Annotated in this window: 22 protein-coding genes, 6 tRNA genes and 1 pseudogene; 26 read left to right on the top strand and 3 right to left on the bottom strand. The window is 68.6% G+C overall.

Annotation, left to right across the window (positions count from 1 at the left end):
• From D7W81_RS23895 to D7W81_RS23845, 11 genes and pseudogenes are all read left to right on the top strand, one after another.
• Positions 1-226 (top strand): annotated as a pseudogene (locus D7W81_RS23895) (hypothetical protein); the annotation flags it as partial.
• A gap of 37 nt (positions 227-263) precedes the next feature.
• The gene (locus D7W81_RS23890; protein ID WP_014394857.1) at positions 264-986 is read left to right on the top strand and encodes a tetratricopeptide repeat protein; all 723 of its coding nucleotides are present in this window, start codon (positions 264-266) and stop codon (positions 984-986) included.
• A gap of 37 nt (positions 987-1023) precedes the next feature.
• Complete coding sequence (locus D7W81_RS23885) at positions 1024-1965, top strand: DUF4388 domain-containing protein (protein ID WP_120557694.1); 942 nt, start codon at positions 1024-1026, stop codon at positions 1963-1965.
• A 12-nt stretch (positions 1966-1977) separates the two neighbouring features.
• Positions 1978-3042 (top strand): selenide, water dikinase SelD, encoded by a 1065-nt coding sequence (gene selD, locus D7W81_RS23880; protein ID WP_120557693.1) that lies wholly within the window; start codon positions 1978-1980, stop codon positions 3040-3042.
• A 64-nt stretch (positions 3043-3106) separates the two neighbouring features.
• Complete coding sequence (locus tag D7W81_RS23875) at positions 3107-3913, top strand: N-acetylmuramoyl-L-alanine amidase family protein (protein WP_120557692.1); 807 nt, start codon at positions 3107-3109, stop codon at positions 3911-3913.
• A gap of 48 nt (positions 3914-3961) precedes the next feature.
• Positions 3962-4666, top strand: coding sequence for a ribonuclease PH (gene rph, locus D7W81_RS23870; RefSeq protein ID WP_120557691.1), 705 nt, complete (start codon positions 3962-3964; stop codon positions 4664-4666).
• Positions 4663-5253 (top strand): RdgB/HAM1 family non-canonical purine NTP pyrophosphatase, encoded by a 591-nt coding sequence (rdgB, locus tag D7W81_RS23865; RefSeq protein ID WP_120557690.1) that lies wholly within the window; start codon positions 4663-4665, stop codon positions 5251-5253. The genes rph and rdgB overlap by 4 nt, the downstream gene beginning before the upstream one ends.
• Before the next feature lie 71 nt (positions 5254-5324).
• A tRNA-Pro gene (locus D7W81_RS23860) sits at positions 5325-5398 on the top strand.
• A 38-nt stretch (positions 5399-5436) separates the two neighbouring features.
• Positions 5437-5510, top strand: a tRNA-Arg gene (locus D7W81_RS23855).
• A gap of 93 nt (positions 5511-5603) precedes the next feature.
• Positions 5604-5677 (top strand) — tRNA-His (locus tag D7W81_RS23850).
• Between the two features lie 20 nt (positions 5678-5697).
• A tRNA-Arg gene (locus tag D7W81_RS23845) sits at positions 5698-5771 on the top strand.
• Positions 5772-5846: 75 nt separating this feature from the next.
• On the opposite strand, the gene D7W81_RS23840 is transcribed toward D7W81_RS23845, so the two are convergent.
• Together D7W81_RS23840 and bet are read right to left on the bottom strand one after the other, a co-directional pair.
• Positions 5847-7043: a hypothetical protein gene (locus tag D7W81_RS23840; protein WP_147445593.1), complete on the bottom strand. Its 1197-nt coding sequence runs from the start codon at positions 7041-7043 to the stop codon at positions 5847-5849.
• A gap of 307 nt (positions 7044-7350) precedes the next feature.
• Complete coding sequence (gene bet / locus D7W81_RS23835) at positions 7351-8469, bottom strand: phage recombination protein Bet (protein ID WP_438503370.1); 1119 nt, start codon at positions 8467-8469, stop codon at positions 7351-7353.
• A gap of 307 nt (positions 8470-8776) precedes the next feature.
• Here bet and D7W81_RS23830 point away from each other — a divergent pair.
• The 15 genes from D7W81_RS23830 (at position 8777) to D7W81_RS23760 (ending at position 24374) form a co-directional block, all read left to right on the top strand.
• Positions 8777-8849, top strand: a tRNA-Lys gene (locus D7W81_RS23830).
• A 133-nt stretch (positions 8850-8982) separates the two neighbouring features.
• Positions 8983-9064, top strand: a tRNA-Leu gene (locus D7W81_RS23825).
• Positions 9065-9168: 104 nt separating this feature from the next.
• Entirely contained in the window at positions 9169-10446 is a 1278-nt protein-coding gene (gene tig / locus D7W81_RS23820; protein ID WP_120557688.1) for a trigger factor, read from the top strand.
• Between the two features lie 47 nt (positions 10447-10493).
• The gene (gene clpP, locus D7W81_RS23815) at positions 10494-11114 is read left to right on the top strand and encodes an ATP-dependent Clp endopeptidase proteolytic subunit ClpP (protein ID WP_120557687.1); all 621 of its coding nucleotides are present in this window, start codon (positions 10494-10496) and stop codon (positions 11112-11114) included.
• Positions 11115-11346: 232 nt separating this feature from the next.
• Positions 11347-12630 (top strand): ATP-dependent Clp protease ATP-binding subunit ClpX, encoded by a 1284-nt coding sequence (clpX, locus tag D7W81_RS23810; protein ID WP_014394869.1) that lies wholly within the window; start codon positions 11347-11349, stop codon positions 12628-12630.
• A 180-nt stretch (positions 12631-12810) separates the two neighbouring features.
• Positions 12811-15006, top strand: a complete 2196-nt coding sequence (locus D7W81_RS23805; protein ID WP_244227383.1) for a prolyl oligopeptidase family serine peptidase — start codon at positions 12811-12813, stop codon at positions 15004-15006.
• Positions 15007-15200: 194 nt separating this feature from the next.
• Entirely contained in the window at positions 15201-17660 is a 2460-nt protein-coding gene (gene lon / locus D7W81_RS23800) for an endopeptidase La (protein WP_120557686.1), read from the top strand.
• 175 nt (positions 17661-17835) lie between these two features.
• A complete protein-coding gene (locus tag D7W81_RS23795; protein ID WP_120557697.1) occupies positions 17836-19497 on the top strand; it encodes a peptide ABC transporter substrate-binding protein in 1662 nt (553 codons plus the stop codon).
• 3 nt (positions 19498-19500) lie between these two features.
• The gene (locus D7W81_RS23790; RefSeq protein WP_120557685.1) at positions 19501-20385 is read left to right on the top strand and encodes an ABC transporter permease subunit; all 885 of its coding nucleotides are present in this window, start codon (positions 19501-19503) and stop codon (positions 20383-20385) included.
• Positions 20382-21194 carry an ABC transporter permease subunit gene (locus D7W81_RS23785; RefSeq protein ID WP_120557684.1) on the top strand — a complete coding sequence of 271 codons (813 nt, stop codon included), beginning with the start codon at positions 20382-20384 and terminating at the stop codon, positions 21192-21194. Before D7W81_RS23790 ends, D7W81_RS23785 begins: the two co-directional genes overlap by 4 nt.
• 65 nt (positions 21195-21259) lie before the next feature.
• A complete protein-coding gene (locus D7W81_RS23780; protein ID WP_120527433.1) occupies positions 21260-21709 on the top strand; it encodes a response regulator in 450 nt (149 codons plus the stop codon).
• A gap of 60 nt (positions 21710-21769) precedes the next feature.
• Entirely contained in the window at positions 21770-22315 is a 546-nt protein-coding gene (locus D7W81_RS23775) for a YqgE/AlgH family protein (protein WP_120557696.1), read from the top strand.
• Complete coding sequence (locus D7W81_RS23770; RefSeq protein WP_120557683.1) at positions 22315-22572, top strand: BolA family protein; 258 nt, start codon at positions 22315-22317, stop codon at positions 22570-22572. The genes D7W81_RS23775 and D7W81_RS23770 overlap by 1 nt, the downstream gene beginning before the upstream one ends.
• A 14-nt stretch (positions 22573-22586) precedes the next feature.
• Positions 22587-22904, top strand: a complete 318-nt coding sequence (gene grxD / locus D7W81_RS23765; protein ID WP_120557682.1) for a Grx4 family monothiol glutaredoxin — start codon at positions 22587-22589, stop codon at positions 22902-22904.
• Between the two features lie 93 nt (positions 22905-22997).
• Complete coding sequence (locus D7W81_RS23760) at positions 22998-24374, top strand: DUF2914 domain-containing protein (RefSeq protein WP_120557681.1); 1377 nt, start codon at positions 22998-23000, stop codon at positions 24372-24374.
• Here the strand turns inward: D7W81_RS23760 and D7W81_RS23755 are convergent.
• Positions 24355-25095 carry a 16S rRNA (uracil(1498)-N(3))-methyltransferase gene (locus tag D7W81_RS23755; protein WP_120557695.1) on the bottom strand — a complete coding sequence of 247 codons (741 nt, stop codon included), beginning with the start codon at positions 25093-25095 and terminating at the stop codon, positions 24355-24357. The genes D7W81_RS23760 and D7W81_RS23755 overlap by 20 nt on opposite strands.
• Between the last annotated feature and the right edge of the window lie 38 nt (positions 25096-25133).

The following is a 25133-nucleotide window of genomic DNA, read 5'->3' as shown; positions in this document are numbered from 1 at the left end:
GGACGGCGGGGCGGGGCGCGCGTGGGCGGAGGCGGCCCCATTGCGCAAGCGCCGGCTGACGGTCCAGGCGTGGTACGCGCGGCTGGAGCGGGACGAGGCGACGGTGACGGAGCACTACCGGCTGGAGGGGGACCTTCCGGCCCGGCCGGTGGACACCCGGGGGGAACGGCCGCTTTCGCTCGTGCGCGAGGGCGATCAATTCTTGTTTTCGCCCGGGCTCATGTAGGCTACCCGAGGAGGCAGGGGCCCGCGCGGGCCGAGTCATGGACGAAGCCCTCAAGCAACTACTGACCCTCGGGCGCGGCTCCTTCGAGAAGAAGCAGTACGCCCAGGCCGAGCAGTTCTTGACGAAGGTGGTCGAGCAGAATCCGACCTTCGCCGACGTCTACAACATGCTCGGCATCATCTACCACGACCAGGGCCAGTTCGCCCGGGCGCAGCGGGCCTTCGAGTCCGCGCTGCGGCTCAACCCCGCGTACACCGAGGCCGCGCTCAACCTGGCGGTCATCTACAACGACATGGGGAAGTACGCGGAGGCGAAGGAGGTCTACCAGGCCGCCTTGTCCCGCCAGAAGGGCGCCCCCGGCGAACTCGACCCCTACGTCATGAAGAAGGTGGCCAACATGTACGCCGACATCGGCGACGTGTTCGCCTCCAGCGGCGTGTGGGCCAAGGCCATTGAAGAGTACCGCCGCGCGCTGGCGCACTTCCCGGAGTTCGTGGACATCCGCCTGAAGCTGGGCAACGCCCTCAGGGACGCCGGGGACAACGCGGCGGCCCTGGCGGAATACGAACAGGTCATCGCGCAGAATCCGTCGTACATTCCTGGACGGATCAACTACGGAATCGCCCTGTACTCGGCGGGACGCCGTGACGAGGCGGTGAAGGTCTGGGAAGACGTGCTCGTGCGCAGCCCCGGCAACAAGAGCGCGCAGATGTACCTCAACCTGGTGAAGGACCCGGGGAAGGCGGAAGTGACGGGTTGAGCACCATGGCAACTTCCATCATCGAGGTCGCGGCACCGTGAGCACTCCTGGCGGTACGGCGAAGTCCTTTGCCCTCAAGTTCATCTCCGGGAAGTACCAGGGCGGTGAGTTCCCGCTGAAGGCCAACAAGCAGATCGTCGTCGGACGGTCGAGCGAGTTGGACATGGTGCTGGTGGAGGACATGGTCTCGCGCAAGCACGCGAAGATTCTGTTCTCCGACGGAGCCATCACCATCGAGGACCTGGGGTCCACCAACGGCACCTTCGTCAACGGCGAGAAGGTCAAGCAGGCCAAGCTGAAGGAGGGGGACCGCATCCTCATCGGGACCTCCATCCTCAAGCTCGTGCACCAGGGCGCGGAGAGCGCCGTGGACGAGAGCGTCGTGAAGCAGAAGCTGGAGGAGGCCGCCGCGGCCCAGGCCGCGCGCACCACCAAGGCCAGCTCCATGACGGGGAAGATTGAAGAGATTCCCCTCCCGGACCTGCTCCAGCTCTTCCACACGTCCAAGAAGAACGGCGTGCTCGTGGTGAACAACGCCCACGAGGGCCGCATCTACCTGCGCCAGGGCCGCGTGTACTACGCGGTCATCGACGAAAACCACAACCTGGGCCCGCAGAAGAGCTTCAACCGCATCGTCACCTGGGAAGAGGGTGACTTCGAGCTGCGCCCCGCGGACACCCAGGAGTTCATGGTGGAGCTGGACTCCTCCACCGAAGCGCTCCTGATGGACGCCCTGCGGCAGCTGGACGAGTTCAAGCGCCTGCAGCCGAACCTGCCGCCCATGGCCACGGCGCTGCGCATCGCGCAGCCGTTGTCCGCGCCCTTGAAGGAACTGACGCCGGAGATGCTGGACGTGCTGCAACTCGTGCACAACCACGGCTCCCTGGGCGGCGTGCTGGACCACTCGGACGGCGACGACGTGCTCACCGCCGAGACGGTGGTGCAGCTCATGAAGCGCGACTACGTGCGCGCGGAGTAGGGCGGGAACACCATGGCGGGCAAGAAGCCGGTGGCGCCGAAGAAGCGCCTCACGGAGATGAGCCACTGCGCGGGCTGCGCGGCGAAGCTCAAGGCGGGGGACCTGGCCACGGTCCTGGGCGGGCTCAAGGGGGCGGCGTCCCACCCCCGGGCCCTGGTGGGCTTCAACACGAACGACGACGCCGCCGTGTACCAGGTGGCGCCGGGCATGGCCGTGGTGGAGACGGTGGACTTCTTCCCGCCGCTCGTGGACGACCCGTTCCAGTTCGGCGCCATCGCCGCGGCCAACGCGCTGTCGGACATCTGGGCCATGGGCGCGAAGCCGCTGTTCGCGCTCAACCTGGTGTGCTTCCCGGACGAGCTGCCCCTCAAGACGCTGCAGAAGATTCTCGCGGGCGGCCAGTCCAAGGCGGACGAGGCGGGCATCCCCATCCTCGGCGGCCACAGCATCCGCGACCCGGAGCCCAAGTTCGGCATGGCCGTGACGGGCGTGGTGCACCCGAAGAAGGTGCTCACCAACGCGGGCGCGAAGCCGGGGGACGTGCTCCTGCTCACCAAGCCCATTGGCACGGGCATCGCCACCACCGCCATCAAGCGCGGCCTTGCGTCCAAGCAGCTGACGAAGCGCGTGACGGCGCAGATGGCCACGCTCAACAAGGCAGCCGGTGAGGTGTTCGCGTCGGGCGCCTTCAAGGTGAACGCGCTCACGGACGTGACGGGCTTCGGCCTCCTGGGCCACCTGCTGGAGATGATGAACGGCGCGAAGACGCGCGCGGCGGTGGACCTGGAGCGCATCCCGCTCATCGCGGAGGTGCCCGCGCTGGCGGAGGCCGGCGTGATTCCGGGAGGCACGAAGACGAACCTCGCCCACGTGAAGCCGCGGGTGACGTTCCCGGAGGGGCTGCCGGAGCACATCCAGTGGCTGCTCGCGGACGCGCAGACCAACGGCGGCCTGTTGGCCAGCGTTCCCGCGCGCCACGCGCTCAAGGCCCTCCAGGCGCTGGAGAAGGCGGGCGTGGACGCGGCCCTCATCGGCGAGGTCCAGGCGGGCCGTCCCGGCATCGACGTCATCGGCTGAAGCCCCCGGCGCCCGGGAGCGGATTTCGCCTCCGGGCCAGGGCTCCGCTAACATCCAGGCGCGAATGTCGCCGCGCCGCTTCCCCTTTCGTCTCCTCCTGCTCGCGTGCCTCCTGCCAGCCCTCGCCGGGGCGGGGGAGCGCGGTGCGCGCATCGTCATCGACCCGGGACATGGCGGGGCGAAGGAGGGCGCGAGGGGGCCCGGCGAGCTTTGGGAGAAGGAGATCGCCCTCCAGATTGCCCAGCGCCTGCGGGAGAAGCTGGAGGCCGCGGGCAGCGAGGTGTTCCTCACGCGCGAGCGCGACACGCAGATGGCGCTGTCGGAGCGGGTGGAGTTCTCCAACATCCAGCGGCCGGACCTCTTCCTCTCCATCCACGCCAACTCCATGCCCACGAAGCGCCTGCGCGAGCGCACCGAGGGCATCGAGACGTACTTCCTGTCCGCCAACGCCTCCGGTGAGGCGGCGCGGGCGGTGGCGGACCGCGAGAACGCGGAGGCCCCCACGGCCCGCTCCGCGCGCGGCCACTCCACGCTGGCCTTCATCCTGGATGACCTGGCGCGCACGGAGGCGCACTCGGATGCGTCCCGGCTGGCCTACGCCATCCACCCGCGCCTGGTGTCCAAGAGCGGTGCCGCGGACCGGGGCGTGCAGCAGGCGCCCTTCTTCGTCCTCACGGGCGTGGAGGCGCCGGCGGTGCTGATCGAGGTGGGCTTCATCTCCCACCCGCAGGAGGGCGCGCGGCTGGGGAAGGCCGCGTACCAGGAGACCCTGGCGGAGGCCATCGCGGACGGGGTCCAGGCCTTCCTCCGGGAGACGCGCCGGCGGGACGGGTCGCCCTCGCAACCGGTGGCTGGATCCACGGCGCCCTGATAAAGCGTGGGGGCTTCGCCCGTCCCTTCCCGTCAGGAGCCTTCCCCCGTGCGTTCCTTCAACCGTGGTGCGCTGGACCTCCGGCCTGTCACCCTCACGCCCAACGTCAACCGCTACGCGGAGGGCTCCGTGCAGGTGGAGTTCGGCCACACCAAGGTGCTCGTCACCTGCTCGGTGGAGGACCGCGTCCCGCCGCACCTGATGGGCAAGGGCTCGGGCTGGGTGACGGCCGAGTACGGCATGCTCCCGCGCGCCACGCACACCCGTGGCGCGCGTGAAGCCGCCAAGGGCAAGCAGTCCGGCCGCACCATGGAAATCCAGCGGCTCATCGGCCGCGCGCTGCGTGCGTCGGTGGACCTGCAGGCGCTGGGCGTGCGCACCTTCACGCTGGACTGCGACGTCATCCAGGCGGACGGCGGCACGCGCACCGCGTCCATCACCGGCGCGTACGTGGCGCTGGTGCTGGCCATGCGCTCGCTCAACAAGCCGGGCATCCTGAAGGGGCTCACCCCGCTGGCCGCGGTGTCCGTGGGCGTGGTCAACGGCGAGGTGCGCGTGGACCTGGACTACGACGAGGACTCCACCGCCGATGTGGACCTGAACCTCGTGGCCACGGGCGACGGCCGCATCGTGGAGGTGCAGGGCACCGCCGAGCACAAGCTCTTCGACCGCAAGTCGATGGACGCGATGCTGGACGGCGGGCTCGCGGCCATCCAGCAGCTCGCCGCCGCGCAGGCGAAGGTGCTGGGATGAAGCCGAAGCTGCTCTTCGCCACCGGCAACGCCGGCAAGGTGCGCGAACTGCGCATGCTCGTGGGCGACGCCGTGGAGGTGGTGTCCCTCAAGGACCTGCCCCCCGTGCCGGAGCCCGTGGAGGACGGCGCCACCTTTCAGGAGAACGCGGTGAAGAAGGCCCGCGAGTACTCCCTGGCCACCGGGCTGCCCGCGCTGGCGGACGACTCCGGGCTGTGCGTAGACGCGCTGGACGGACGGCCCGGCGTGCACTCCGCCCGGTACGCCCCCGGAGACGACCGGGCCCGGTACGAGAAGCTGCTCGCGGAGCTGGCGGACGTGTCGGACGACAAGCGCACCGCGTCCTTCCGCTGCGCCCTGGCCCTGGTGACGGGGAAGGGGGACGAGCCCCGGGTGGAGGTGGGCCGCTGCGAGGGCGTCATCCTGCGCGCGCCCAAGGGGACGAACGGCTTCGGCTACGACCCCGTGTTCCAGGTGGAAGGGGAGGGCGGGCGCTCCATGGCGGAGCTGGCACCGGAGGAGAAGGCGCGGGTGTCGCACCGGGCCCGGGCCTTCCAGTTGATGCGGCGCCATCTGTTGGCGCTCTGACCGGCCGGGCGGGCGTCAGGAAGAGCAAGCTTGCGCGTCCGTCCGCGTTAGGCGAAGAATGCAGCACTTCTCGGGGCGTAGCGCAGCCTGGTAGCGCACCTGCCTTGGGCGCAGGGGGTCGGAGGTTCGAATCCTCTCGCCCCGACTTGAAGTGCCGTAGGTATCAGCAGTCAGGACGGGCCAGCTCCAGTAGCTCAGCTGGATAGAGCACCGACCTTCTAAGTCGGGGGTCGCAGGTTCGAGTCCTGCCTGGGGCGCAAATCTGCTGGCAGATGGTTTTGGGCCTTGAACGGCCCCGGTTTCCACGGTAGGAGACCGCCGCTTTCAAAGCCGTGACGTGTGAAGTGACGGCGAATGTAGCTCAACTGGTTAGAGCGCCGGACTGTGACTCCGGAGGTTGCCGGTTCGATCCCGGTCATTCGCCCTTCTTCTCTCGCTTCGCCCGCGCCTATAGCTCAACTGGATAGAGCATCGGCCTTCGAAGCCGAGGGTTGGGGGTTCAAGTCCCTCTGGGCGCAACGCTTCCAACCGTCAAAGCGCACGCGGGGAACGCCCCGGCGCTTTCGCGACGGGGGCTCCCGCTGGAACGCTTTCTACTGGAGCAGCCTCGGCCAGTACCGGACCTTGCAGTGCAGTCCGTACTCCGGCTGCGGGTCATCCGGCCCTGGGTTGCCGGGGCTCCCCATGTACTTCGAGCCCAGCGGCTCGACCACCGTCCCATCGGCGCCCAGCATCAGGTGCTCGCAGAAATAGGAGGCATCGTCGGAGGTGGTGGGGAACGGAAGCGTGCCGCATGAATTGCCCATCGGCGAGAGAAGCTCCGCCTGCCGCTCGCAGATTGAATAGCCCACCTGCGTGACGGAAGGCCGGAAGTAGCCCTTGCCTCCCGGAAGCCGCAGGAGGGGCCGTTCCGCTCCCCGGGCGAGCCATTCAGGCGCGGGGCTCCCCTCGGGCTTGAGGGATTCGAAGGCCGCGGCCCACGTCCTCGCGCCGTGGTTGACGGCCAGGAACAGGCCCTCCTTCGCCTGGGGCATGAGTTCGTAGCTGCCTGCCGGGGCCTGGGCCAGCGCGAGGAACGGCTGACCGGGCTGACCGTCACCGTCCACCCAGAGCCCCTCCACCGTCGAGGGTCCGAACCGGGTGTCGCCCGCGGCCAGCACCAGGGTGTTGCCACGGGCATCCACGCCCACGGCGCTCAAGGGCGCGCTCAGGGACACGGGGAGGCTCCAGAGGGTCTCGCCGCGCACGTCGTAGGCCTTGAGGGTCCCATCCGCGAGGACCGCCCGGAGCCCGCCCGTCGGATCCACCGACGTCATCACGATCTCCGCCGCTTCGTTCGGCTGCTGGCGGGCATAGCCGGTGGGCCCGTCGACAAACAGCAGCCACTGGGGACTGTCGTCTCGGATGGGGTCGGTGATGCCCAGCATCCCGCCGGGCTGCGCGGTCGCGACGAAGGTGTTCACGTTGTACCAGGTGAGCGAACTCCCGGAGCGCGTCGCGATCTCGAAGGTCACGCCGTTGCCTCGCAGGACCAGCGCGCCGCCCACGCCATCCGGCGCGGAGGCGAAGCACGAGATTTCCTTGTCGCCTTGATGGCTCCAGGCCTCGAACGCCGCGAGCTGCTGCTGCGAAACGCCCGGCACTCCTTCGCACGCCGTGGGGTCGGGCTGCTCCGGAGGCGTGCCCGCGTCCTGCTGCTCCGAAGGATTGCCCGTATCCACCGGAGCGGGAGCGGGCTTCGGAGCCTCCTCTCCGGTGACGCTGCCTGGATCCGGAACCCCGGTATCCACCTCTTGGGGCCTCTCCGGCGGCTCCGCCATGGAACGCCCTGGCGCGGAGTTTCCGCAGCCCGCGCTCACCCCACCTGCGAACAACCCCGCCACGATGAACCGCCATGCCCTGCGCCCAACCATGTGCCCTGCTCCATCTGGTCAATGTCCTTGACCGAGAGTGCAGGTGGAGACGCTCAGCGTGGAATGCAAGGGCGTGGGGCACACGCGCCAGGATTGCTCCGCGCGGCATAGCAAAAACGCCCGCGCCCCCTTTTTGGGAACGCGGGCGTTCGTCACTTCATGCGCGGCTCAGCGAACGACGGCCTCAGGCCTCCGGGTTCGCGGCGCCGTCCTTGGCGGTCGGTACGCGGCAGCGCAGCTCCGTCTCCGCCTCCAGCGCGGTGAGGTTCTCGCGCATGGCCTTCGCCCACTTGGCCCGGGGCTGCTCCATCAGCTTCTCGTGCGCCAGGTCGATGGTCTCGCTCAGCTCGTCGTCGGACAGCTCGGACGTCGTCTTGCCCTTGTGCGGGCCGAACGCCACCACCACCGCGGACGCCTTCGGACGCTCGGGCGTCTGGGCCACGGGCACCGCCGCCGCCGTCTTGGCCGGCGCCAGAGGCACGTCCACGTCCAGCCGGGGCTCCTCCTTCTCCGGCGCGCGCGCCGCCTCCGCCGCCTTGGGGGCCTCGGCGGGGACCGGGGCCGGAGCCAGGGTGGGGAAGGACGCCTTCACCGGGCCGGGCCGCGAGCCCAGCACCTCGTAGGAACCGGACGCGGGGGCCGGCTCCTCGTGCAAGCCAGGACCCGCGCCGTGCGCGTCGTACTCCTCGGCCGGCATCTCCTCGCGCACGTACAGTCCGCCGAAGGCCTCCGGGTACGCCTTGCGCAGCGCCGCCACGCGGGCGCACTTCTCGATCATCGTCGTGGGAATCTTGGCCCACAGGGGCGTCTGCTGGACGTAGCCGGAGAAGTCCAGCCAGACGACGACGGGCAGCTTCCCCTCGCGCACCACGCGCGACCAGGCACCCACCAGGGCACCCTTGCGCTTGGCCGGGTTGAAGCGGTGCACCACCTCGCCCTTGCCCTGGTCCACGACGATTTCGTCCTCGGCGAACACGGCGCTCGCCTGGATGCCCTTGAAGTCAGGAAAGCGCTCCGCACGGGCGAGCATGCCGGCCTCGGAGGGCTGGAACTCGTACTTCGTCACCCAGTTGGGGCGCTCGCGGTTGCCGATGTTCTGACGGCGCGCCACGCAGAACGCTTCCTTGAGGAGCGGATCCAACCCGCTGCGCTTGCACTGCTCGATGAAGAGGGCGAACTCGTCCTCGCTGATGCCCCGGGGGCAGATGGTCCGCTTCACCAGGTCCACCCGCTCCCGGTTCCAGGCGGCGCCCTGCGGCGACATCGTTCCCTCAGACTTCCCGCTCGCTTCAATCACGCTCATGTCCCGCATCCACGCTCTCCGATAAGGACGGACGACCCTCGCCCGCCCACCTGGTTGCTTTCCCTCGACCCGCGCCGGGCCCTGCTACAGGCCTGCAGCGCGAAAAGGGGCGTGGATCAACATGCGAGCCGGCCCGGCCCTTCGCATCGTTTCCTGGGACCCCGGATGGTCGGCCGCACGCCGGCCATCCGGTTCCAACGCGGAGAATGGAAGGGGGGTGCAAAAACGTTTTGACAGGGCGGGCGGCGCCCGGTATTCACCGCGCCACCTCGGACGTCGCGCAGCCAACGCGGCCGAACGCAAAGCCGGGAGCGTAGCTCAATTGGCAGAGCAATGGACTCTTAATCCATAGGTTGTGGGTTCGATTCCCTCCGCTCTCACTCGCAGGGCCCCTTCTGGAAACGGAAGGGGCCCTGTGTCTTTTCCGGCATCCGGTGGCCCTCGGGCCCGGGCGGGGAAAGCCCCTGTCGTCCCCGGACGTTTCGGGGTAGGACGGCGGTCGCGCGACGCGTCGGGCGGGTGGCGAAACTGGTAGACGCGCCAGACTTAGGATCTGGTACCGCAAGGTGTGAGGGTTCGAGTCCCTCCTCGCCCATTTCGCGTTGACCCGTTCGTGCCTATCCCCTAAAGCCGCACGTCCCACTTTCCGGTTGCCGCCCCGGGACGTTCAGGCCCGTGGAGGCGGCGAGCGAGGCCCGCATGAAGGTCCAGGTCGAAGAGCTCTCTCCCATCGAGAAGAAGCTCTCCATCGAGGTCGACAACGCCCGCGTCGTTGAGGAGCTCAACCGCGCGTACGCAGCGCTCAGCGGCCAGGTGAAGATGCCCGGCTTCCGCCAGGGCAAGGTTCCCCGCCGCATCCTCGAGCAGAAGTACCGCGAGCAGGTGGAGGACGACGTCATCCAGCGCGTCGTGCAGAAGGCCTACCTGGACGCCGTGCGCGAGCACAAGGTGGAGGCCGTCGCCTCTCCCCAGGTGACCAACTCCGGCCTCAAGCCCGGCGCCCCCTTCAGCTTCGAGGCGCGCGTGGAGGTGAAGCCGAAGGTGGAGGCCAAGGACTTCGAGGGCCTGTCCCTCACGAAGGTGGACACCGCCGTCGCGGACGACGCGGTGAACCAGCAGGTGGAGCAGATGCGCCAGAACCTGGGCCGCATCGAGCCCGTCACCGACCGCGACACCGCGGCCGAGGGCGACCAGGTCACCATCGACTTTGAAGCGAAGGTGGACGGCAACGCGTTCCCCGGCAGCAAGGCGGACGGCATTGGCGTGCGCGTGCAGGACGGCGACCTCATCCAGGGCAACATCCCGCAGCTGGCGGGCGTGAAGGTCGGCGAGTCCAAGGACGTCGAGTACACCTTCCCCCAGGACTACCAGGCCGAAGAGGTCCGCGGGAAGACGGCCGTCTTCCACATCTCCGTCAAGGAGCTGAAGAAGCCGGTGGTGCCGGAGCTCAACGACGACTTCGCCAAGCAGACGGGCGTCGCGCAGACGGTGGACGAGCTGCGCGCGAAGATCCGCTCGGACCTGGAGAAGGCCCGGAAGAACCAGGCCACCGTGGACGAGCGCGACGGGCTCATCAAGGCGCTGCTGGAGAAGAACCCGTTCGACGTGCCCCGCGCCATGGTGGAGCGCGCCATCGACTCCATGATGGAGGGCGCCTTCCGCCAGATGCAGCGCCAGGGCATCGACCCGCGCCAGCTGGGCCTGGACTTCAACCGCCTGCGCGACGAGATGCGGGAGAAGGCCACCCTGGAGGTGAAGGGCACGCTGCTGTTCGAGGCCATCGCCCAGCAGCAGAACATCCAGGCGTCCGACGAGGACGTGGAGAAGCGCATCGAGGACCTGGCCATCGAGGCCAACCAGCCGGTCGCCCAGGTGAAGAAGTACTTCAAGGGCCCGGACGAGCGCCTTGGGTTGTCTCTGCGACTTCGCGAGGAAAAGACGATTGAATTCCTCAAGGGCCGGGCGAAGTATTCTTGAGGCTTTTCCTTCAGGGTTCCTGAGTCCCTTTTAGAGGTCCATCCGACATGCCCTTCATGCCCGTCCCCTACGTCATCGAGCAGACCCACCGGGGTGAGCGCTCGTACGACATCTACAGCCGGCTCCTGAAGGACCGCATCGTCATGCTGGGAACGGAGATCGACGATGACGTGGCCAACGCCATCGTCGCGCAGCTCCTGTTCCTGGAGTCGGAAGACCCGGACAAGGACATCAACCTCTACATCAACTCGCCCGGCGGGTCGGTGACGGCCGGTTTGGCCATCTACGACACGATGCAGTACGTCAAGGCGCCTGTCTCCACCATCTGCGTGGGGCAGGCGGCCTCCATGGGCGCCGTGTTGCTGCTCGCCGGCGCGAAGGGCAAGCGCTACTCGCTGCCCTCCAGCCGCATCATGATCCACCAGCCGCTCGGCGGCGCGCGTGGCCAGGCGACGGACATCGAAATCCAGGCCCGCGAAATCCTCCGGATGAAGGCCAAGCTCAACGAGCTCATCGTCAAGCACACCGGGCAGACGATCGAGCGCGTGGAGAAGGACACGGACCGCGACTACTTCATGGGCGCCACGGAGGCGAAGGCGTACGGCATCCTCGACGCCATCCAGGACCCGCGGAAGGTCGTGGGCGTGAAGCCGGAAGAAAAGAAGTAGACACACCGACATCCGAACGGGCCGGGGCATCAGGCACCCGGCTGGCGGCCGGGGGTGCTGGGAATCTTCTCCCGCGCCTCCGGCCTTCTCGTTTCTCCCGTCACCGGCATTTTCCCCTTGTTAAGTACCCTGAAGGTGCGTGGACGTTCCGGTTGGGGGCTGACTAGATTGGGCAGGGGCAGGGGACCGGTGCGAAGCGGGTTGGGGCCTTTCAGGCGCAGCGAGGGATTTCATGGCGGGTAAGAACGTGGAGAAGCGAGACAACCAGACCCTCTGCTGCTCCTTCTGCGGCAAGTCGCAGAAGGAGGTGAAGAAGCTCATCGCGGGCCCGACGGTCTACATCTGCGACGAGTGCATCGGGCTGTGCAACGACATCATCGCGGAGGAGATCGACCGCGAGGAGACCAAGGACACCAAGCTGCGCATCCCCCGGCCCTCTGAAATCAAGGCCGTGCTGGACGAGTACGTGGTGGGCCAGGAGCGGGCGAAGAAGACGCTGTCGGTGGCGGTGCACAACCACTACAAGCGCATCGAGTCCAAGGTCGCCATGGACGACGTGGAGCTGCAGAAGAGCAACATCCTGCTGCTCGGCCCCACGGGCTCCGGCAAGACGCTGCTCGCGCAGACCCTGGCGCGCATCCTCAACGTCCCCTTCACCATCGCGGACGCCACGTGCCTCACGGAGGCCGGCTACGTCGGTGAGGACGTGGAGAACATCATCGTCAACCTGCTCCAGGCCGCGGACCACGACATCGAGCGTGCGCAGCGGGGCATCGTCTACATCGACGAAATCGACAAGATCGCCCGCAAGTCGGAGAACCCCTCCATCACCCGCGACGTCAGCGGCGAGGGCGTGCAGCAGGCGCTGCTGAAAATCATCGAAGGCACGGTGGCCAACGTCCCGCCCAAGGGTGGCCGCAAGCACCCGCAGCAGGAGTTCCTGCAGGTGGACACCACCAACATCCTCTTCATCTGCGGCGGCGCGTTCGGCGGCCTGGAGCAGGTGATTGAGCGGCGCCTGGGTGGCCGCAGCCTGGGCTTCGGCGCGGAGATCCAGTCGCGCAAGCAGCGCAACCTCAGTGAGTTGCTCAAGCACGTGGAGCCGGAGGACCTGCTCAAGTTCGGCATGATTCCGGAGTTCATCGGCCGTCTGCCCATCATCACCGCGCTGGAGGAGCTGGACGAAGGCGCGCTCGTGAACATCCTGGGCGAGCCCAAGAACGCGCTCACCAAGCAGTACCGCAAGCTCTTCGAGCTGGACGGCGTGTCGCTGAAGTTCACCGACGGGGCGCTCAAGGCCATCGCGTCGGAGGCCATCCGCCGCAAGGCGGGCGCTCGCGGCCTGCGCTCCATCCTGGAGACGGCCATGCTGGACGTGATGTACGAAATCCCGTCCCGCAAGACGGCCCGCGAGGTGCTCATCTCCGAGGAGGTCATCCTCAAGAAGAGCGAGCCCGTCGTCCTGCACTCGCAGGACAACAAGGAGACACCCGAGCCGAAGAAGGAATCGGCCTAGGGCGGACTCATCCGCTAGGGGCTCGCAAGGGCCTGAAGGGGATGACGGGGTGCGTCACGGTCTTGGACCGGGGCGCGCCCTCTGTTCTTGCGGGCCTCCAGGCGGGGGAACGGCCCGCACTTTTTCCGGGCCGGGGGCGGGGGCTTCTTGTATCTGCTGTCCCCCATGAGAAAGCTCCTCATGCCTGCCCTGCTGTCGCTCGTGGCCTGCACTTCCTCGAAGGAAGCCACGCGCGAAGAGGCTCCTGCCTCCGCGTCCTCCGCCACGAAGGGTGACAGCGCTCCGGCCCGGGAGGGCCCTTCCCGCATGGCCTACCCGGCGACCCGTTCTGAAGCGGTGGTGGACACGCTGCACGGCCAGCAGGTGGCGGATCCATACCGCTGGCTGGAGGACGAGAAGGCCCCGGAGGTCCAGGCCTGGATGAAGGCCCAGGACGGCTTCGCCCGCGCCGCGCTGGAGGGGATGCCGGGCCGCGACGCGCTGACGAAGCGCTTCACGGAGCTGTTCTACGTGGACTCGGTGACGGCGCCCTTCCGCCGGGGCAACCGCTTCTTCTTCATGCGGACCCACAAGGACAAGGAGAAGGCCATCGTCTACTGGAAGGACGGCGAGTCCGGACAGGAGAAGGTGCTGCTGGACCCCAACGTCATGAGCAAGGACGGCCCGGTGTCCCTGGGCCGCTGGGTGCCGTCGTGGGACGGCAAGCGCGTGGCCTTCCCGGTGCGCCCCAACGCCGCGGACGAGGCCACCCTGCACGTCATCGACGTGGACACCGGTGCGTGGTCCAAGGTGGACGTGATTGAGGGCGCGAAGTACGCCAACACCAACTGGACGCCGGACGGCAAGGGCTTCTACTACGAGTGGCTGCCCACGGACCCCTCCATCCCGGTGGACGCGCGCCCGGGCTACACCACGCTCAAGTTCCACAAGCTGGGCGAGGACCCGAAGAAGGACGCCGTCGTGCACGAGCGCACGGGCGACCCGACCACCTTCCTCCAGGGGGACCTGTCGCGCGACGGCAGGTACCTCTTCGCCTCCATCCTGCGCGGGTGGAGCGAGAACGACGTCTACTGGAAGAACCCGGCGGAGAAGGACTGGCGGCTGCTCGTGAAGGGCCAGGGCGCCAAGTACAGCGTCCTCGCCTGGAAGGACCGCTTCTACGTCGTCACCGACGAGGGCGCCCCGCGCCAGCGCATCTTCGCCGTGGACCCGAAGAAGCCCGAGCGCGCGAACTGGAAGGAGCTGGTGCCGGAGGACCCCAAGGCCACGCTGGAGAGCGTGTCGCTGGTGGGCGGCCACCTGGCGCTGGCGTACCTCAAGGACGTGACGACGGAGCTGCGCATCACCACGCTGGAGGGCAAGCCCGTGCGCACCGTGCAGCTGCCGGGCGTGGGCGCCGCCAGCAACCTCACGGGCCTGGAGGACCAGGACGACGCCTACTTCTCCTACAGCTCCTTCACCACGCCCCGGCAGGTGTACCGGACGTCCGTGAAGAGCGGGAAGGTGGACCTGTGGGCGAAGGTGGAGGTGCCCATGGACCCGGACGCGTACACCACGGAGCAGGTCTTCTACCCGTCGAAGGACGGCACGAAGGTGCCCATGTTCCTCGTCTACAAGAAGGGCCTGAAGAAGGACGGCACCGCGCCCACGCTGCTGTACGGCTACGGCGGCTTCCTCGTCAGCATGCAGCCCACGTTCCGCGCCAGCATCCTCCCGTGGCTGGACGCGGGCGGCATCTACGCGGTGGCCAACCTGCGCGGCGGCGGCGAGTACGGCACCGCGTGGCACGAGGCGGGCAAGGGCGCGAACAAGCAGAACGTGTTCGACGACTTCGCCGGCGCGGCCGAGTACCTGGCGAAGGAGAAGTACACGCAGGCGAAGAAGCTGGCCATCTACGGCGGCAGCAACGGCGGCCTGCTGGTGGGCGCGGCCATGACGCAGCGTCCTGAGCTGTACGGCGCGGTGGTGTGCGGCGTGCCGCTGTTGGACATGGTGCGCTTCCACCTGTTCGGCAGCGGGCGGACGTGGGTGCCGGAGTACGGGTCGGCGGAGGACGCCGGGCAGTTCAAGACCCTGTACGCCTATTCGCCCTACCACCACGTGCGGCAGGACGTGCAGTACCCGGCGCTCCTGATGATGGCCTCGGACCACGACGACCGCGTGGACCCCATGCACGCGCGCAAGTTCGTGGCGGCGGTGCAGAACACGAAGGGCAATTCCGCGCCCACGCTGCTACGCATTGAAGCCAACGCGGGCCATGGCGGGGCGGACCAGGTGGCCAAGGCCATTGAGTCCAGCGTGGACATGTATGCCTTCCTCTTCCAGGTCCTGGGCGTCGCACGGTCGGATGCCGGGGTGGCAGCCGAGAGCCGCTAGAATGGGGGGCGGACACACTTCTGCCTCCCGGTGTTCCCTTGAAGGCAGGGTGCGGACCCCCAATCTTGTGACGGGAACGGGGCTTGCGACCGGCGTGTTATAGAGCAGCGTTTCACCCTGCATGCGCGCTTGGGCGCCATGTGGGCAACTCTTGAAGGGCCTGCCTGTCTGGCAGGCCAGCGGGTGGCGGATACATGTTCTTCGGACGTGACGACAAGAAGGAAGCCCAGAAGCGGGGCCTCACCATCCCGCTCTTGCCCCTTCGGGACATCATCGTGTTCCCGCACATGGTCGTTCCGCTGTTCGTCGGCCGGGAGAAGTCCATCGCGGCCCTGAAGGACGCGATGGCCCACAAGGGGCCGGATGACAAGGCGGTCATCCTGCTGGCCGCCCAGAAGAAGGCCAAGACGAACGACCCCTCGCCCGACGACATCTTCCACTTCGGCACCATCGGCCACCTCATCCAGCTCCTCCCGCTGCCCGACGGCACGATGAAGGTCCTGGTGGAGGGCGTGCGCCGCGCCAAGGTGAAGAAGTTCCACCCCAACGACTCCTTCTTCATGGTCGAGGTGGACGAGGTCGAGGAGACGCTGGAGAAGAGCGTGGAGCTGGAGGCGCTGGTGCGCTCCGTCCACTCCGTCTTCGAAGCCTTCGTGAAGCTCAACAAGCGCATCCCGCCGGAGATGCTGATGCAGGTCGCCAGCATCGACGACCCGGCGCGCCTGGCGGACACCATCGTCGCGCACCTGTCGCTGAAGCTGAACGACAAGCAGGCGCTGCTCGAGACGGAGTCCCCGGCCAAGCGCCTGGAGAAGCTCTACGAGCTGATGCAGGGCGAGATCGAAATCCTCCAGGTGGAGAAGAAGATCCGCACGCGCGTCAAGAAGCAGATGGAGAAGACCCAGAAGGAGTACTACCTGAATGAGCAGATGCAGGCCATTCAGAAGGAACTGGGTGAGCGCGACGAGTTCAAGAACGAGATCCAGGAGATTGAAGAGAAGCTGAAGAACAAGCGGATGAGCAAGGAGGCCACGCTCAAGGTCAAGAAGGAGCTGAAGAAGCTCCGGATGATGAGCCCGATGAGCGCCGAGGCCACGGTCGTCCGCAACTACATCGACTGGATCATCAGCCTGCCCTGGTACGACGAGACCCAGGACCGGCTGGACGTCACCGAAGCGGAGCGGGTGCTCAACGAGGACCACTACGGCTTGAAGAAGCCGAAGGAGCGCATCCTCGAGTACCTCGCCGTGCAGCAGCTGGTGAAGAAGCTCAAGGGCCCCGTGCTGTGCTTCGTGGGTCCTCCGGGCGTGGGCAAGACGTCGCTGGCGCGCAGCATCGCGCGGGCCACGGGCCGCAAGTTCGTGCGCCTGTCCCTGGGCGGCGTGCGTGACGAGGCGGAAATCCGCGGCCACCGCCGCACGTACATCGGCGCGATGCCGGGCAAGCTCATCCAGTCCCTGAAGAAGGCGGGCAGCAACAACCCCGTGTTCCTCCTGGACGAGATCGACAAGATGTCCACGGACTTCCGTGGCGACCCGAGCGCGGCGCTGCTGGAGGTGCTGGACCCGGAGCAGAACCACAACTTCAACGACCACTACCTGGACCTCGACTACGACCTGTCCAAGGTGATGTTCATCTGCACCGCGAACACGATGCACAACATCCCCGGTCCGCTCCAGGACCGCATGGAGGTCATCCGCATCGCGGGGTACACCGAGCCGGAGAAGCTCTCCATCGCGCGGCGCTACCTGATTCCGAAGGAGCAGGAGGCCAACGGTCTCGCGGACATGAAGATCGACATCACCAACGACGCGCTGAAGACCATCGTGCACCGGTACACGCGCGAGTCGGGTGTGCGTTCGCTGGAGCGTGAGATTGGTGGCGTGTTCCGCAAGATTGCCCGCGACGTGCTGAAGAACGGCAAGCGGGACCTCATCGAGGTGGACCGCAAGCAGGCCATCAAGTTCCTGGGCACGCCCCGCTTCCGCTACGGCGTGGCGGAGCGCGAGGACCAGGTGGGCATCGTCACGGGGCTCGCGTGGACGGAGCTGGGCGGTGAGATCCTCACCACGGAAGCCACGTCCATGCCGGGCAAGGGCAAGCTCATCATCACCGGCAAGCTGGGTGAGGTGATGCAGGAGTCCGCCCAGGCGGCCATGTCCTACGTGCGCAGCCGCGCGGAGCGCTTCGGCATCGACCGCAAGGTGTTCGAGAACTACGACATCCACGTCCACCTGCCGGAGGGCGCGATTCCCAAGGACGGTCCGTCCGCGGGCGTCACCATGGCCACGGCGCTGGTGAGCGCGCTCACGCGCGTGCCGGTCCGCAGGGACGTGGCGATGACGGGTGAAATCACGCTGCGCGGCCGCGTGCTGCCCATCGGCGGTCTGAAGGAGAAGACGCTGGCGGCGCACCGCGCGGGCATCAAGACGGTCCTCATCCCGAAGGCGAACAAGAAGGACCTGAAGGACATCCCGCTGAAGATCCGCAAGCAACTGCGCATCGTCCCGGTGGAGTTCGTGGACGACGTGCTGCGTGAGGCGCTGCTCCTGGACAAGCCGGAGGAGTTCGGCCGCAAGGGCGCCGGGGACAACCTGAAGATCGGGCTGACCGTGCCGGACGCGGTGTCCACGCCCTCCTCGCCGGCCTCCTGAGGCCTTGAGCCCCGGGCCCCTTGAGGGGGCCTGGGTGGGGTGTTGACGAAGCCAGGATGCCGGCCGACCACGCGTCGCCGGTCTCCTGGCTTCTCTCTTTTCCGGAGCGGGTCGGGGTACAACGCGGGCGGTGGCTCCCCGCGCGCGAATCCTGTCCTACTCCCTGGTGCTGGTGATGGCCGCGGCCTGCGGGCCGTGCGGCTTCCAGCCCGAGCCGGGCGTGAAGGTGGTGGTGCCGGCGATGCCCACCACGCTCGACTGGAGCCATTCGGATCCGCAGAGCTGGGTGAACTACCCGGTGATGCTGGCCACGCAGAAGGGGCTCACCACGTTGGGGGCGGACCACTCGGTCCAGCCGGCCCTGGCGGAGCGGTGGGAGCGCGAGGCGGACGCGGCCGGGCACGAGGTCTACACGTTCCACCTCAAGTCCGGCGTGACGTGGTCGGACGGCTCGCCCGTCACGGCGCGCGACTTCGTCTTCGGGTGGCACCGGGCGTTGTTGGGCCGCGAGCGCGGGGAGATGGCGGACCTCCAGGGCGCGGAGGAGGTGCTCGCGTTGCTGGAGCGTGGGGCGCCGGAGGCGGAGGTGAAGGCCGCGTTGTCACGCGTGGGCGTGGAGGCGGTGGATGCCCGGACGTTGCGGGTGACGCTGGCGCGGCCTCGCAGCTACTTCCTGGCACGGCTCGCGAACGTGTACCTGTTCTTTCCCGCGCCCTCGGCGGACCTGGAGGGGAAGCCGGACGAGGCGGTGCGCGACTACTTCGACCGGCCTCGCGACGGGCGCCCGCTGGCGGTGGGGCCGTATCGCGTGGAGCGGTGGGACCGCGCGGGGGAGCGCGTGCGGCTGGTCTACAACCCGCGCAGCGCGTTCCCGCCGCCCATGGGGCCGGGGGAGACGCCTGCGCCGGTGCTGACGCTGCTCAAGTCGGAGATTGGACCGGCGCTATACGAGCGGGGCCGCGTGGACTTCGTGTTCGTGGACAGCGCGGCGGCGCTGCGCGGGATGCGGGCGGCGGACCTGAAGCGGGAGCCGCTGTTGTCCACGTACTTCCTGGCCTTCAACACGGAGCGGCCGCCACTGGACCGGCCGGAGGTGCGCCGGGCGCTGGCGCGGGCGCTGGACCGGGAGGCGCTGCTCGCGGGGCTGTTGCCGGCCGCGCGTGCGACGAACGTGCTGCTGCCGCCGGAGCTGCCGGATGCGGCGACTGCCGAGCAGGCCGCGCGGCTGCCTCGCTACGAGCCGGAGCGGGCGAAGGCGGAGCTGGCGGGCGCGAAGGGCCTGGACCGGCCGCTGCGGCTGGTGGTGAAGGCGGGGGATTCATTCGTGCCGGAGGAGGCGCTGGCGGAGCGCATCGCGGCGCAGCTGGCGAAGGTGGGCGTGCAGGTGGTGGTGGATTCGCGGTCGGACTTCTCCGCGGAGGTGGCGCGCAGGACGCCGCAGGGGCCGCGTGCGTATGACCTCCAGCTGCGGCGGCTGGGCGCGGACTACGCGCACCCGAACACGTTCTTCACGCTGTTCGAGCGGCAGGGCAACCACCAGACGGGGTGGGAGACGCAGGGCGGTGGCGAGCCGATGCGCCGCTTCGAGCAACTGCTGGAGGACGCGGACGGCGACCCCGACCCCGTGCACGCGCGCGAGCTGTACGCGAAGGCCCAGGAGGTGCTGGTGGGGGAGCAGGCCGTCATCGCGCCGCTGTACCACCCGGACCGCTACTTCCGGGCGCGCGCGCGGCTGCACGGCCTGGACGTGGATCCGTTCAACTTCCTCGCGCTGCGCGCATTGCGGCTGGGGCCGGATGAAACGGCCTCGGCTCGCGCGGAAGGGCAGGGGCCCTAGCGCATGCGCCTCATCGCGACGCGCCTCGTGCGCCAGCTCGTGCTCGTGCCGGTGGTGGCGGTGGCCTCGTACTTCCTCATGGCCGCGCTGCCGCTCACCACGGAGAGCGACACCAAGCGGCAGGTGTCCCCGGAGCTGGCGGCGTCGTACCAGCGCGACCTGGGCATCGGTGAGCCGCTCGGGTTCCTGCGGCCGTGGCAGAAGCTCTTCGCCGGGGAGCGCCTGGGCACCAGCGCGCAGGGCATCACCGGGGATGAGCTCCTCCAGAAGCTCTCCGGCAGCGTGGGGGTGGGCCTCGTCGCGCTGCCCCTCGCGCTTGCCTGGGCGGTGGGCTTCGCGCTCCTTCGCACCCATTGGCGGCGGGGCCGCTGGGCCGTGATGGGGGACGTGCTCCCCGCCATCGCGTTCGGGACGCCCGTGTTCATCCCCGCGCTGCTCCTGGCCCCCGCAGTGGTGGAGCGCGGACACCTCCTGCCGGAGCTGTGCGCGGCGGTCGTCATCGCCATCTGGCCGGGGACCTTCCTGGGCACGCTCGTGGGGGACGCGCTGGAGACGGAGCTGTCCCGCGACTACGTGCGCACCGCGCTCAGCAAGGGGCTGGACCCCGGCACCGTGCTGCGCCGCCATGTCCTCCCCAACGTGTGGCCCGCGCTCCTGGACGCCGTGACGCCCGTGGCCACCGCGCTGCTCGCGGGCTCGTTCGCCGCGGAGCGCGTCTTCGGCCTGCCGTACTTCGGTCAGCTCTACGTGCTCGCCGTCCTCAACAAGCAGGTCGCTGTCGTGGTCGTGTCCACCACCACCTTCGCCACCGTGCTCGTCGTCGTGAGCCTCGCCGTGGAGCTCTTGCGCATGCTCGTGGATCCCCGTGCCCGGGAGGCCCGCGCTTGAACCGCGTCCCCGTGCGCGCCTGGGTGGGGCTCGTCCTGCTCGTGGGCCTGGGCGTCCTGAGCCTCGTGGCGGGCCGCCTGTTTCCGGAAGTCCTCACGCACACCTGTCCGCTCGGCTGGGACCTGAACCGGCCTGACCGCAGCGTCTGCGAGCTGGCCTTCGGCGGCCTGTGGGTGTCCCTGGCCATCGGGCTCGCGGCGGGTGCGCTGTCCACCGTGCTGGGGCTGGCCGTCGCGGCGCTCGCGCGGCTGTCCGGCGGAGTGACGGAGCAGGTGCTCCTGCGCGCCGTGGATGCCGTGTTCGCGCTGCCGGACGTGCTCGTGGTGATGGTGCTCCAACTCGCGGGCCAGTCGCTGATGGACGCGGGCATGACGAGCGGCCTGGGCCCCTTTGGCTTGATGGTGGCGTCGCTGGCCCTGGTGGGCTGGGCTGGCCCCGCGCGCATGTTCCGTGACCGCCTGGCCACGCTGGAGGGGCAGGAGTACGTGGCCGCCGCGCGCGCCCTGGGCGGCGGGGGACTGCATGTGCTGCGCGTGCACCTGTGGCCGCTCCTGCGCCCCTTCGTGCTGGCCGTATTCCTGAGCCGCCTGCCGAGCGCCATCCTCACCGAGTCCACGGTGAGCTTCTTCGGCATCGCCCGGATGGAGCCCATGTCCCTGGGCCGCTACCTGGGCACGTCCTACGCCGCGCTCATCTACGAGGGCGGCGGCCGGGTGGTGATTCCCGCCTGGGGACTGCTCGTCCTGCTGGTGCTTGGCGCCTCGCTCGCTTCGCAAGCGTTGGGGGGAGGTCGCCGTCGCCAAGTGTGAGGAATGCCGCACATTGGGACAAAGGTTTCACTCGAACGGAAACCCTTTGCCCTCAGGTGAACACCATGTCGCTCCCGACGGAAGAAATCCCCCTCTCGCCTGCCCGTGATGAGCGTCCGCGTGACGACGGTCTGCGTAAGGAGACCGTCCGGGGCTCGGTGCTGGTGGTGGAAGACGATGCCGCGCACCGCGAGCTCCTGGTGGAGATGGTGAGCGGCTGGGGCTACGACGCCATGCCCGTGGGCAGCGCGGAAGAGGCCGAGTTCGCCGTGCGCAACAAGCGCATGGACGCCGCCATCGTGGACGTGTTCCTCCCCGGCCGCAGCGGCACCACGCTCATGTCCAAGCTGCGCGAGAAGTTCCCGCAGGCCGTGCTCATTGGCGTCAGCGCCATGAGCGACGCGGCCACGGCTCGCAAGTGCAAGGGCCTGGGCGCGGACCTCTTCATCGGCAAGCCGTTGGATCCGGAGAAGCTGGCCAAGGCGCTGAAGTCCAAGCACCAGAGCTGGCACTGAGAGCGGCAGGGGAGCGGGTTCCGGTTGCACACCCCCGCCGGACGGCCGATGCTCCCTGACGTGAAGAACCTCGCCTCAGGCTTCCTGCTGGCCATGCCCCAGCTTGGAGACCCGAACTTCTACCGGTCGGTCATCCTGATGATCGAACACGGGGAGACGGGCTCCATGGGGCTCGTCGTGAACCGGGGAGCGCCCCTGACGCTCGGTGAGCTGGCGCGCGGTCAGTCGATGGACATCTCGACGGACCGCGTGTCGCAGCCGGTGTTCGTGGGCGGCCCGGTGGAGCCCCAGCGGGGCTTCGTCCTGCATGACGACGCGTCCGTGGCGGAGAAGCACGCCGTCCTGCCCGGCCTCTATTTGAGCGTCACGCTGGACGCGCTGGGTCCCCTGTTGCAGCGGACGGATCCGCGCGTGCGCTTCTGTCTGGGCTACGCGGGCTGGGGCCCCAAGCAGCTGGAGAGTGAAATCGCTGAGGGTTCGTGGCTGTACGCCGACGCCACCGCGGACGCGGTGCTGGGCGTGGACCCGGCGAAGTTGTGGGATGTCACCCTGCGTGGGCTGGGTGTGGACCCGGCCATGCTGGTGATGGGAAAGGGGATGAACTGATGCTCGACGCCGAGATGCTTCGCCGTTACCTCCTGGAGGCCCTGCCGGGCTCGGAGGTGGAGTTCAATGACACCACGGGGACGGGAGACCACTTCGAGGCGCGCGTGGTTTCTCCTGCCTTCACCGGCAAGACGATGGTGGAGCAGCACCAGCTGGTGTACGCGCCGCTGCAGCAGTGGCTGAAGTCCGGCGAGCTGCACGCGCTGGCGCTCAAGACCTATTCGCCCGAGCAGTGGAAGAAGCTCGGGCCCCGCTGAAGGAGCAACGATTCATGGACGCGAACCTCAAGGCCCAGTTCGACGACACGGTGAAGTCGCACCCCATCGTCCTCTTCATGAAGGGCAACGCCCTGTTTCCCCAGTGCGGCTTCTCCGCGCGCGCCCTCCAGATCCTCCAACCGCTGGGCCCGGTGCACACGGTGGACGTGCTGGCGGACCCCAACGTGCGCCAGGGCATCAAGGACTACTCCAACTGGCCCACCATTCCGCAGGTCTACATCCACGGGAAGTTCGTGGGCGGGTCCGACATCCTGATGGAGCTGGCCGAGCGCGGCGAGCTGCAGGACCTGGTCGCCGCGGGCGGCAAGTAGGCGCTTCAAGAGGGAGCGGGGCCGGGGGGAAGACCCGGGCCCCGTCCCCCGCGTAGACTGGGCGGCGGTCGCCAACAGAGGTCGAACGCCGCCGTGCTCACCGTCACACCGCCCGAGTCGAAGCCGCAGGACGCGTCCAGCGAAGTGCCCGAGGTGCCGGTGGGGACAGGTCCCCTTCCGCCCGGGACGAACGTCGCCGTCGCCACGCCCGGCGTGGGCCTCGCGGATCCGGACGACCTCGTCAGCACGGAGAAGACGCCCACGCTGGTGGACCGCGTGCAGGCGTTCCGCGCGAAGTACGAGAAGCAGGAGATGGCCCTCTTCTTCTTCGCGGGCTTCCTCTACGACGTCCTCACGCTGAGCCCCATCGACGATGCGCTCACGGAGGCGCAGAACTTCGTCTACCTGGCCATCCTCGCGGGCCTGCTCATGCTGGAGCAGCGCTACCCCGAAGGCGTGGAGCCGCCGAAGCTGCTGATGAAGGTGTGGCGCTTCCGCGAGGACGCGCTGCACTTCTTCCTGGGCAGCCTGCTGAGCGCGTTCACGCTGTTCCTCTTCAAGAGCTCGTCGGGCTTCACGCCGCTGCTGTTCCTCGGGGGCATGTTCGGGCTGCTGGTGGCGAACGAGCTGCCACGCTTCCGGCAATTGGGGCCCGTCATCCGCGTGGCCCTCTTCAGCCTGTGCGTGACGCTGTACTTCGCGTCGCTCTTGCCGGTGCTGCTGGGGCGGGTGGGGTGGTGGATCTTCACGCTGTCCGTCGCGCTGGGCTGCGGGAGCGTCTACGGGCTGTTGCGCGTGCTCAAGCGGTGGCGGCCGGATGAGGCGGTGCTGCTGCGCACGGTGGCGGTGCCCGGCTTCGGCGCGCAGGCGATGCTGCTCGCGTGCTACTTCCTGGGCGTGATTCCGCCGGTGCCCCTGGCGGTGCAGTACAGCGGCATCTACCACGCGGTGAAGCGCGTCTCCCCGGGCGTGTATCAACTGACGTCGGAGGTGCAGCCCTGGTGGAAGGTCTGGACGGCGTTCCACCACGGCGACCAGGACTTCACGGTGCGGGCCGGCGAGCAGCCCGTGTACTTCTTCCGCATCTTCGCGCCCAAGGGCTTCGAGCGGTACCGCGTGCGCGTGCGCTGGTACCAGGACCACCCGCAGAAGGGCTGGACGGCGCTGGGCAACGGCTACCTGGCCACGGTGAGCAGCAACGGTTCGGAGGGCGGCTACCGCTACTACGCCCAGCCGGGCACCACGCCCAAGCCGGGCGACTGGCGCGTCGTGCTGGAGACGGAGGACGGGCACGAAATCAACCGCCTGAACTTCACCGTCATCGAGGACACGCGCACCGAGCCGCGCCCCGAGAAGGTGGACGTGTCCGTGCTCAAGATCGTCAAGCCCATCTCCCTGGAGGACTGGCAGAAGCTCCAGCCTCCCGCGCCGGTGGCGGCGCCCGCGGCGGCTACGCCGCCGGTGCCTTGAGCAGCGTCACCTGACCCAGCAGCACCGGCACCGCCGTCTCCACGCGCAGGATGCGGGGGCCCAGGGAGAAGGGCTGGAAGCCGTGGGCTTCCAGCAGCTGCGCTTCAAAGGGCACCCAACCCCCATCCGGGCCGATGGCGAGCACCACGCGCCGTGCGCTCTCCACGCCTTGGGCCTGGAGGGGCTGGCTGGCCGGAGGGTGGGGGAGCAGGCGCAGTGAGTTCGCGCCGAACACGGCGTCCAGCTCGTCCTCGACGAAGGGGCGGAAGCGCTCGCGGATCAGCACCTCCGGCATGCGCGTGTCGCGGGCCTGCTCCAGGCCCTGGAGGAGCAGCTCGCGGACGAAGGCCTCGTTGAGCACCTTGGAGTCAAAGTAGCTCTTCTCCACGCGCGCCGCGTTCACCAGCACCACGCGGTCCACGCCCAGCGACGCCACGGCGGGCAGCACCTTCTTGAGCGCCTTGGGGCGGGGGATGGCCAGGAGCAGGTCCACGCCTGCGCGGGGCGGAGGCGCGTCCGTGAGGGTGACGCGCAGGTGGAGCAGGCCGGGGGCGTTCTCCAGCACCTCGCCGGTGCCGGTGAGGCCGTCCAGGCGGCCCACGCGCAGGGATTCGCCGGGTTCGGCCTTGAGGACCTCGCGGGCGTGCAGGGCGCGGCGGCCGGTGAGCCGGGCGGTGCCGTCCGGCTGGAAGTCCTCGTCCAGGAGCAGGAGCAGGTTCACGGTAGGCCCCATGTAGCCGTTCCCGGGCGGGCAGGGGA

The sequence above is a fragment of the Corallococcus aberystwythensis genome (assembly GCF_003612165.1).
GTDB classification, from domain to species: domain Bacteria; phylum Myxococcota; class Myxococcia; order Myxococcales; family Myxococcaceae; genus Corallococcus; species Corallococcus aberystwythensis.
Note: the sequence above shows the minus strand (reverse complement) of the source record. Positions and strands in the feature narration are given on the sequence as shown.

Bases quoted from the DNA above. Each gene is read 5' to 3' on its own strand.
- D7W81_RS23890 (WP_014394857.1), top strand. From the start codon at position 264: ATGGACGAAGCCCTCAAGCAACTACTGACCCTCGGGCGCGGCTCCTTC.
- selD (WP_120557693.1), top strand. From the start codon at position 1,978: ATGGCGGGCAAGAAGCCGGTGGCGCCGAAGAAGCGCCTCACGGAGATG.
- D7W81_RS23875 (WP_120557692.1), top strand. From the start codon at position 3,107: ATGTCGCCGCGCCGCTTCCCCTTTCGTCTCCTCCTGCTCGCGTGCCTC.
- rdgB (WP_120557690.1), top strand. From the start codon at position 4,663: ATGAAGCCGAAGCTGCTCTTCGCCACCGGCAACGCCGGCAAGGTGCGC.
- bet (WP_438503370.1), bottom strand. From the start codon at position 8,469: ATGAGCGTGATTGAAGCGAGCGGGAAGTCTGAGGGAACGATGTCGCCG.
- tig (WP_120557688.1), top strand. From the start codon at position 9,169: ATGAAGGTCCAGGTCGAAGAGCTCTCTCCCATCGAGAAGAAGCTCTCC.
- clpP (WP_120557687.1), top strand. From the start codon at position 10,494: ATGCCCTTCATGCCCGTCCCCTACGTCATCGAGCAGACCCACCGGGGT.
- clpX (WP_014394869.1), top strand. From the start codon at position 11,347: ATGGCGGGTAAGAACGTGGAGAAGCGAGACAACCAGACCCTCTGCTGC.
- D7W81_RS23805 (WP_244227383.1), top strand. From the start codon at position 12,811: ATGCCTGCCCTGCTGTCGCTCGTGGCCTGCACTTCCTCGAAGGAAGCC.
- lon (WP_120557686.1), top strand. From the start codon at position 15,201: ATGTTCTTCGGACGTGACGACAAGAAGGAAGCCCAGAAGCGGGGCCTC.
- D7W81_RS23795 (WP_120557697.1), top strand. From the start codon at position 17,836: ATGGCCGCGGCCTGCGGGCCGTGCGGCTTCCAGCCCGAGCCGGGCGTG.
- D7W81_RS23790 (WP_120557685.1), top strand. From the start codon at position 19,501: ATGCGCCTCATCGCGACGCGCCTCGTGCGCCAGCTCGTGCTCGTGCCG.
- D7W81_RS23780 (WP_120527433.1), top strand. From the start codon at position 21,260: ATGTCGCTCCCGACGGAAGAAATCCCCCTCTCGCCTGCCCGTGATGAG.
- D7W81_RS23770 (WP_120557683.1), top strand. From the start codon at position 22,315: ATGCTCGACGCCGAGATGCTTCGCCGTTACCTCCTGGAGGCCCTGCCG.
- grxD (WP_120557682.1), top strand. From the start codon at position 22,587: ATGGACGCGAACCTCAAGGCCCAGTTCGACGACACGGTGAAGTCGCAC.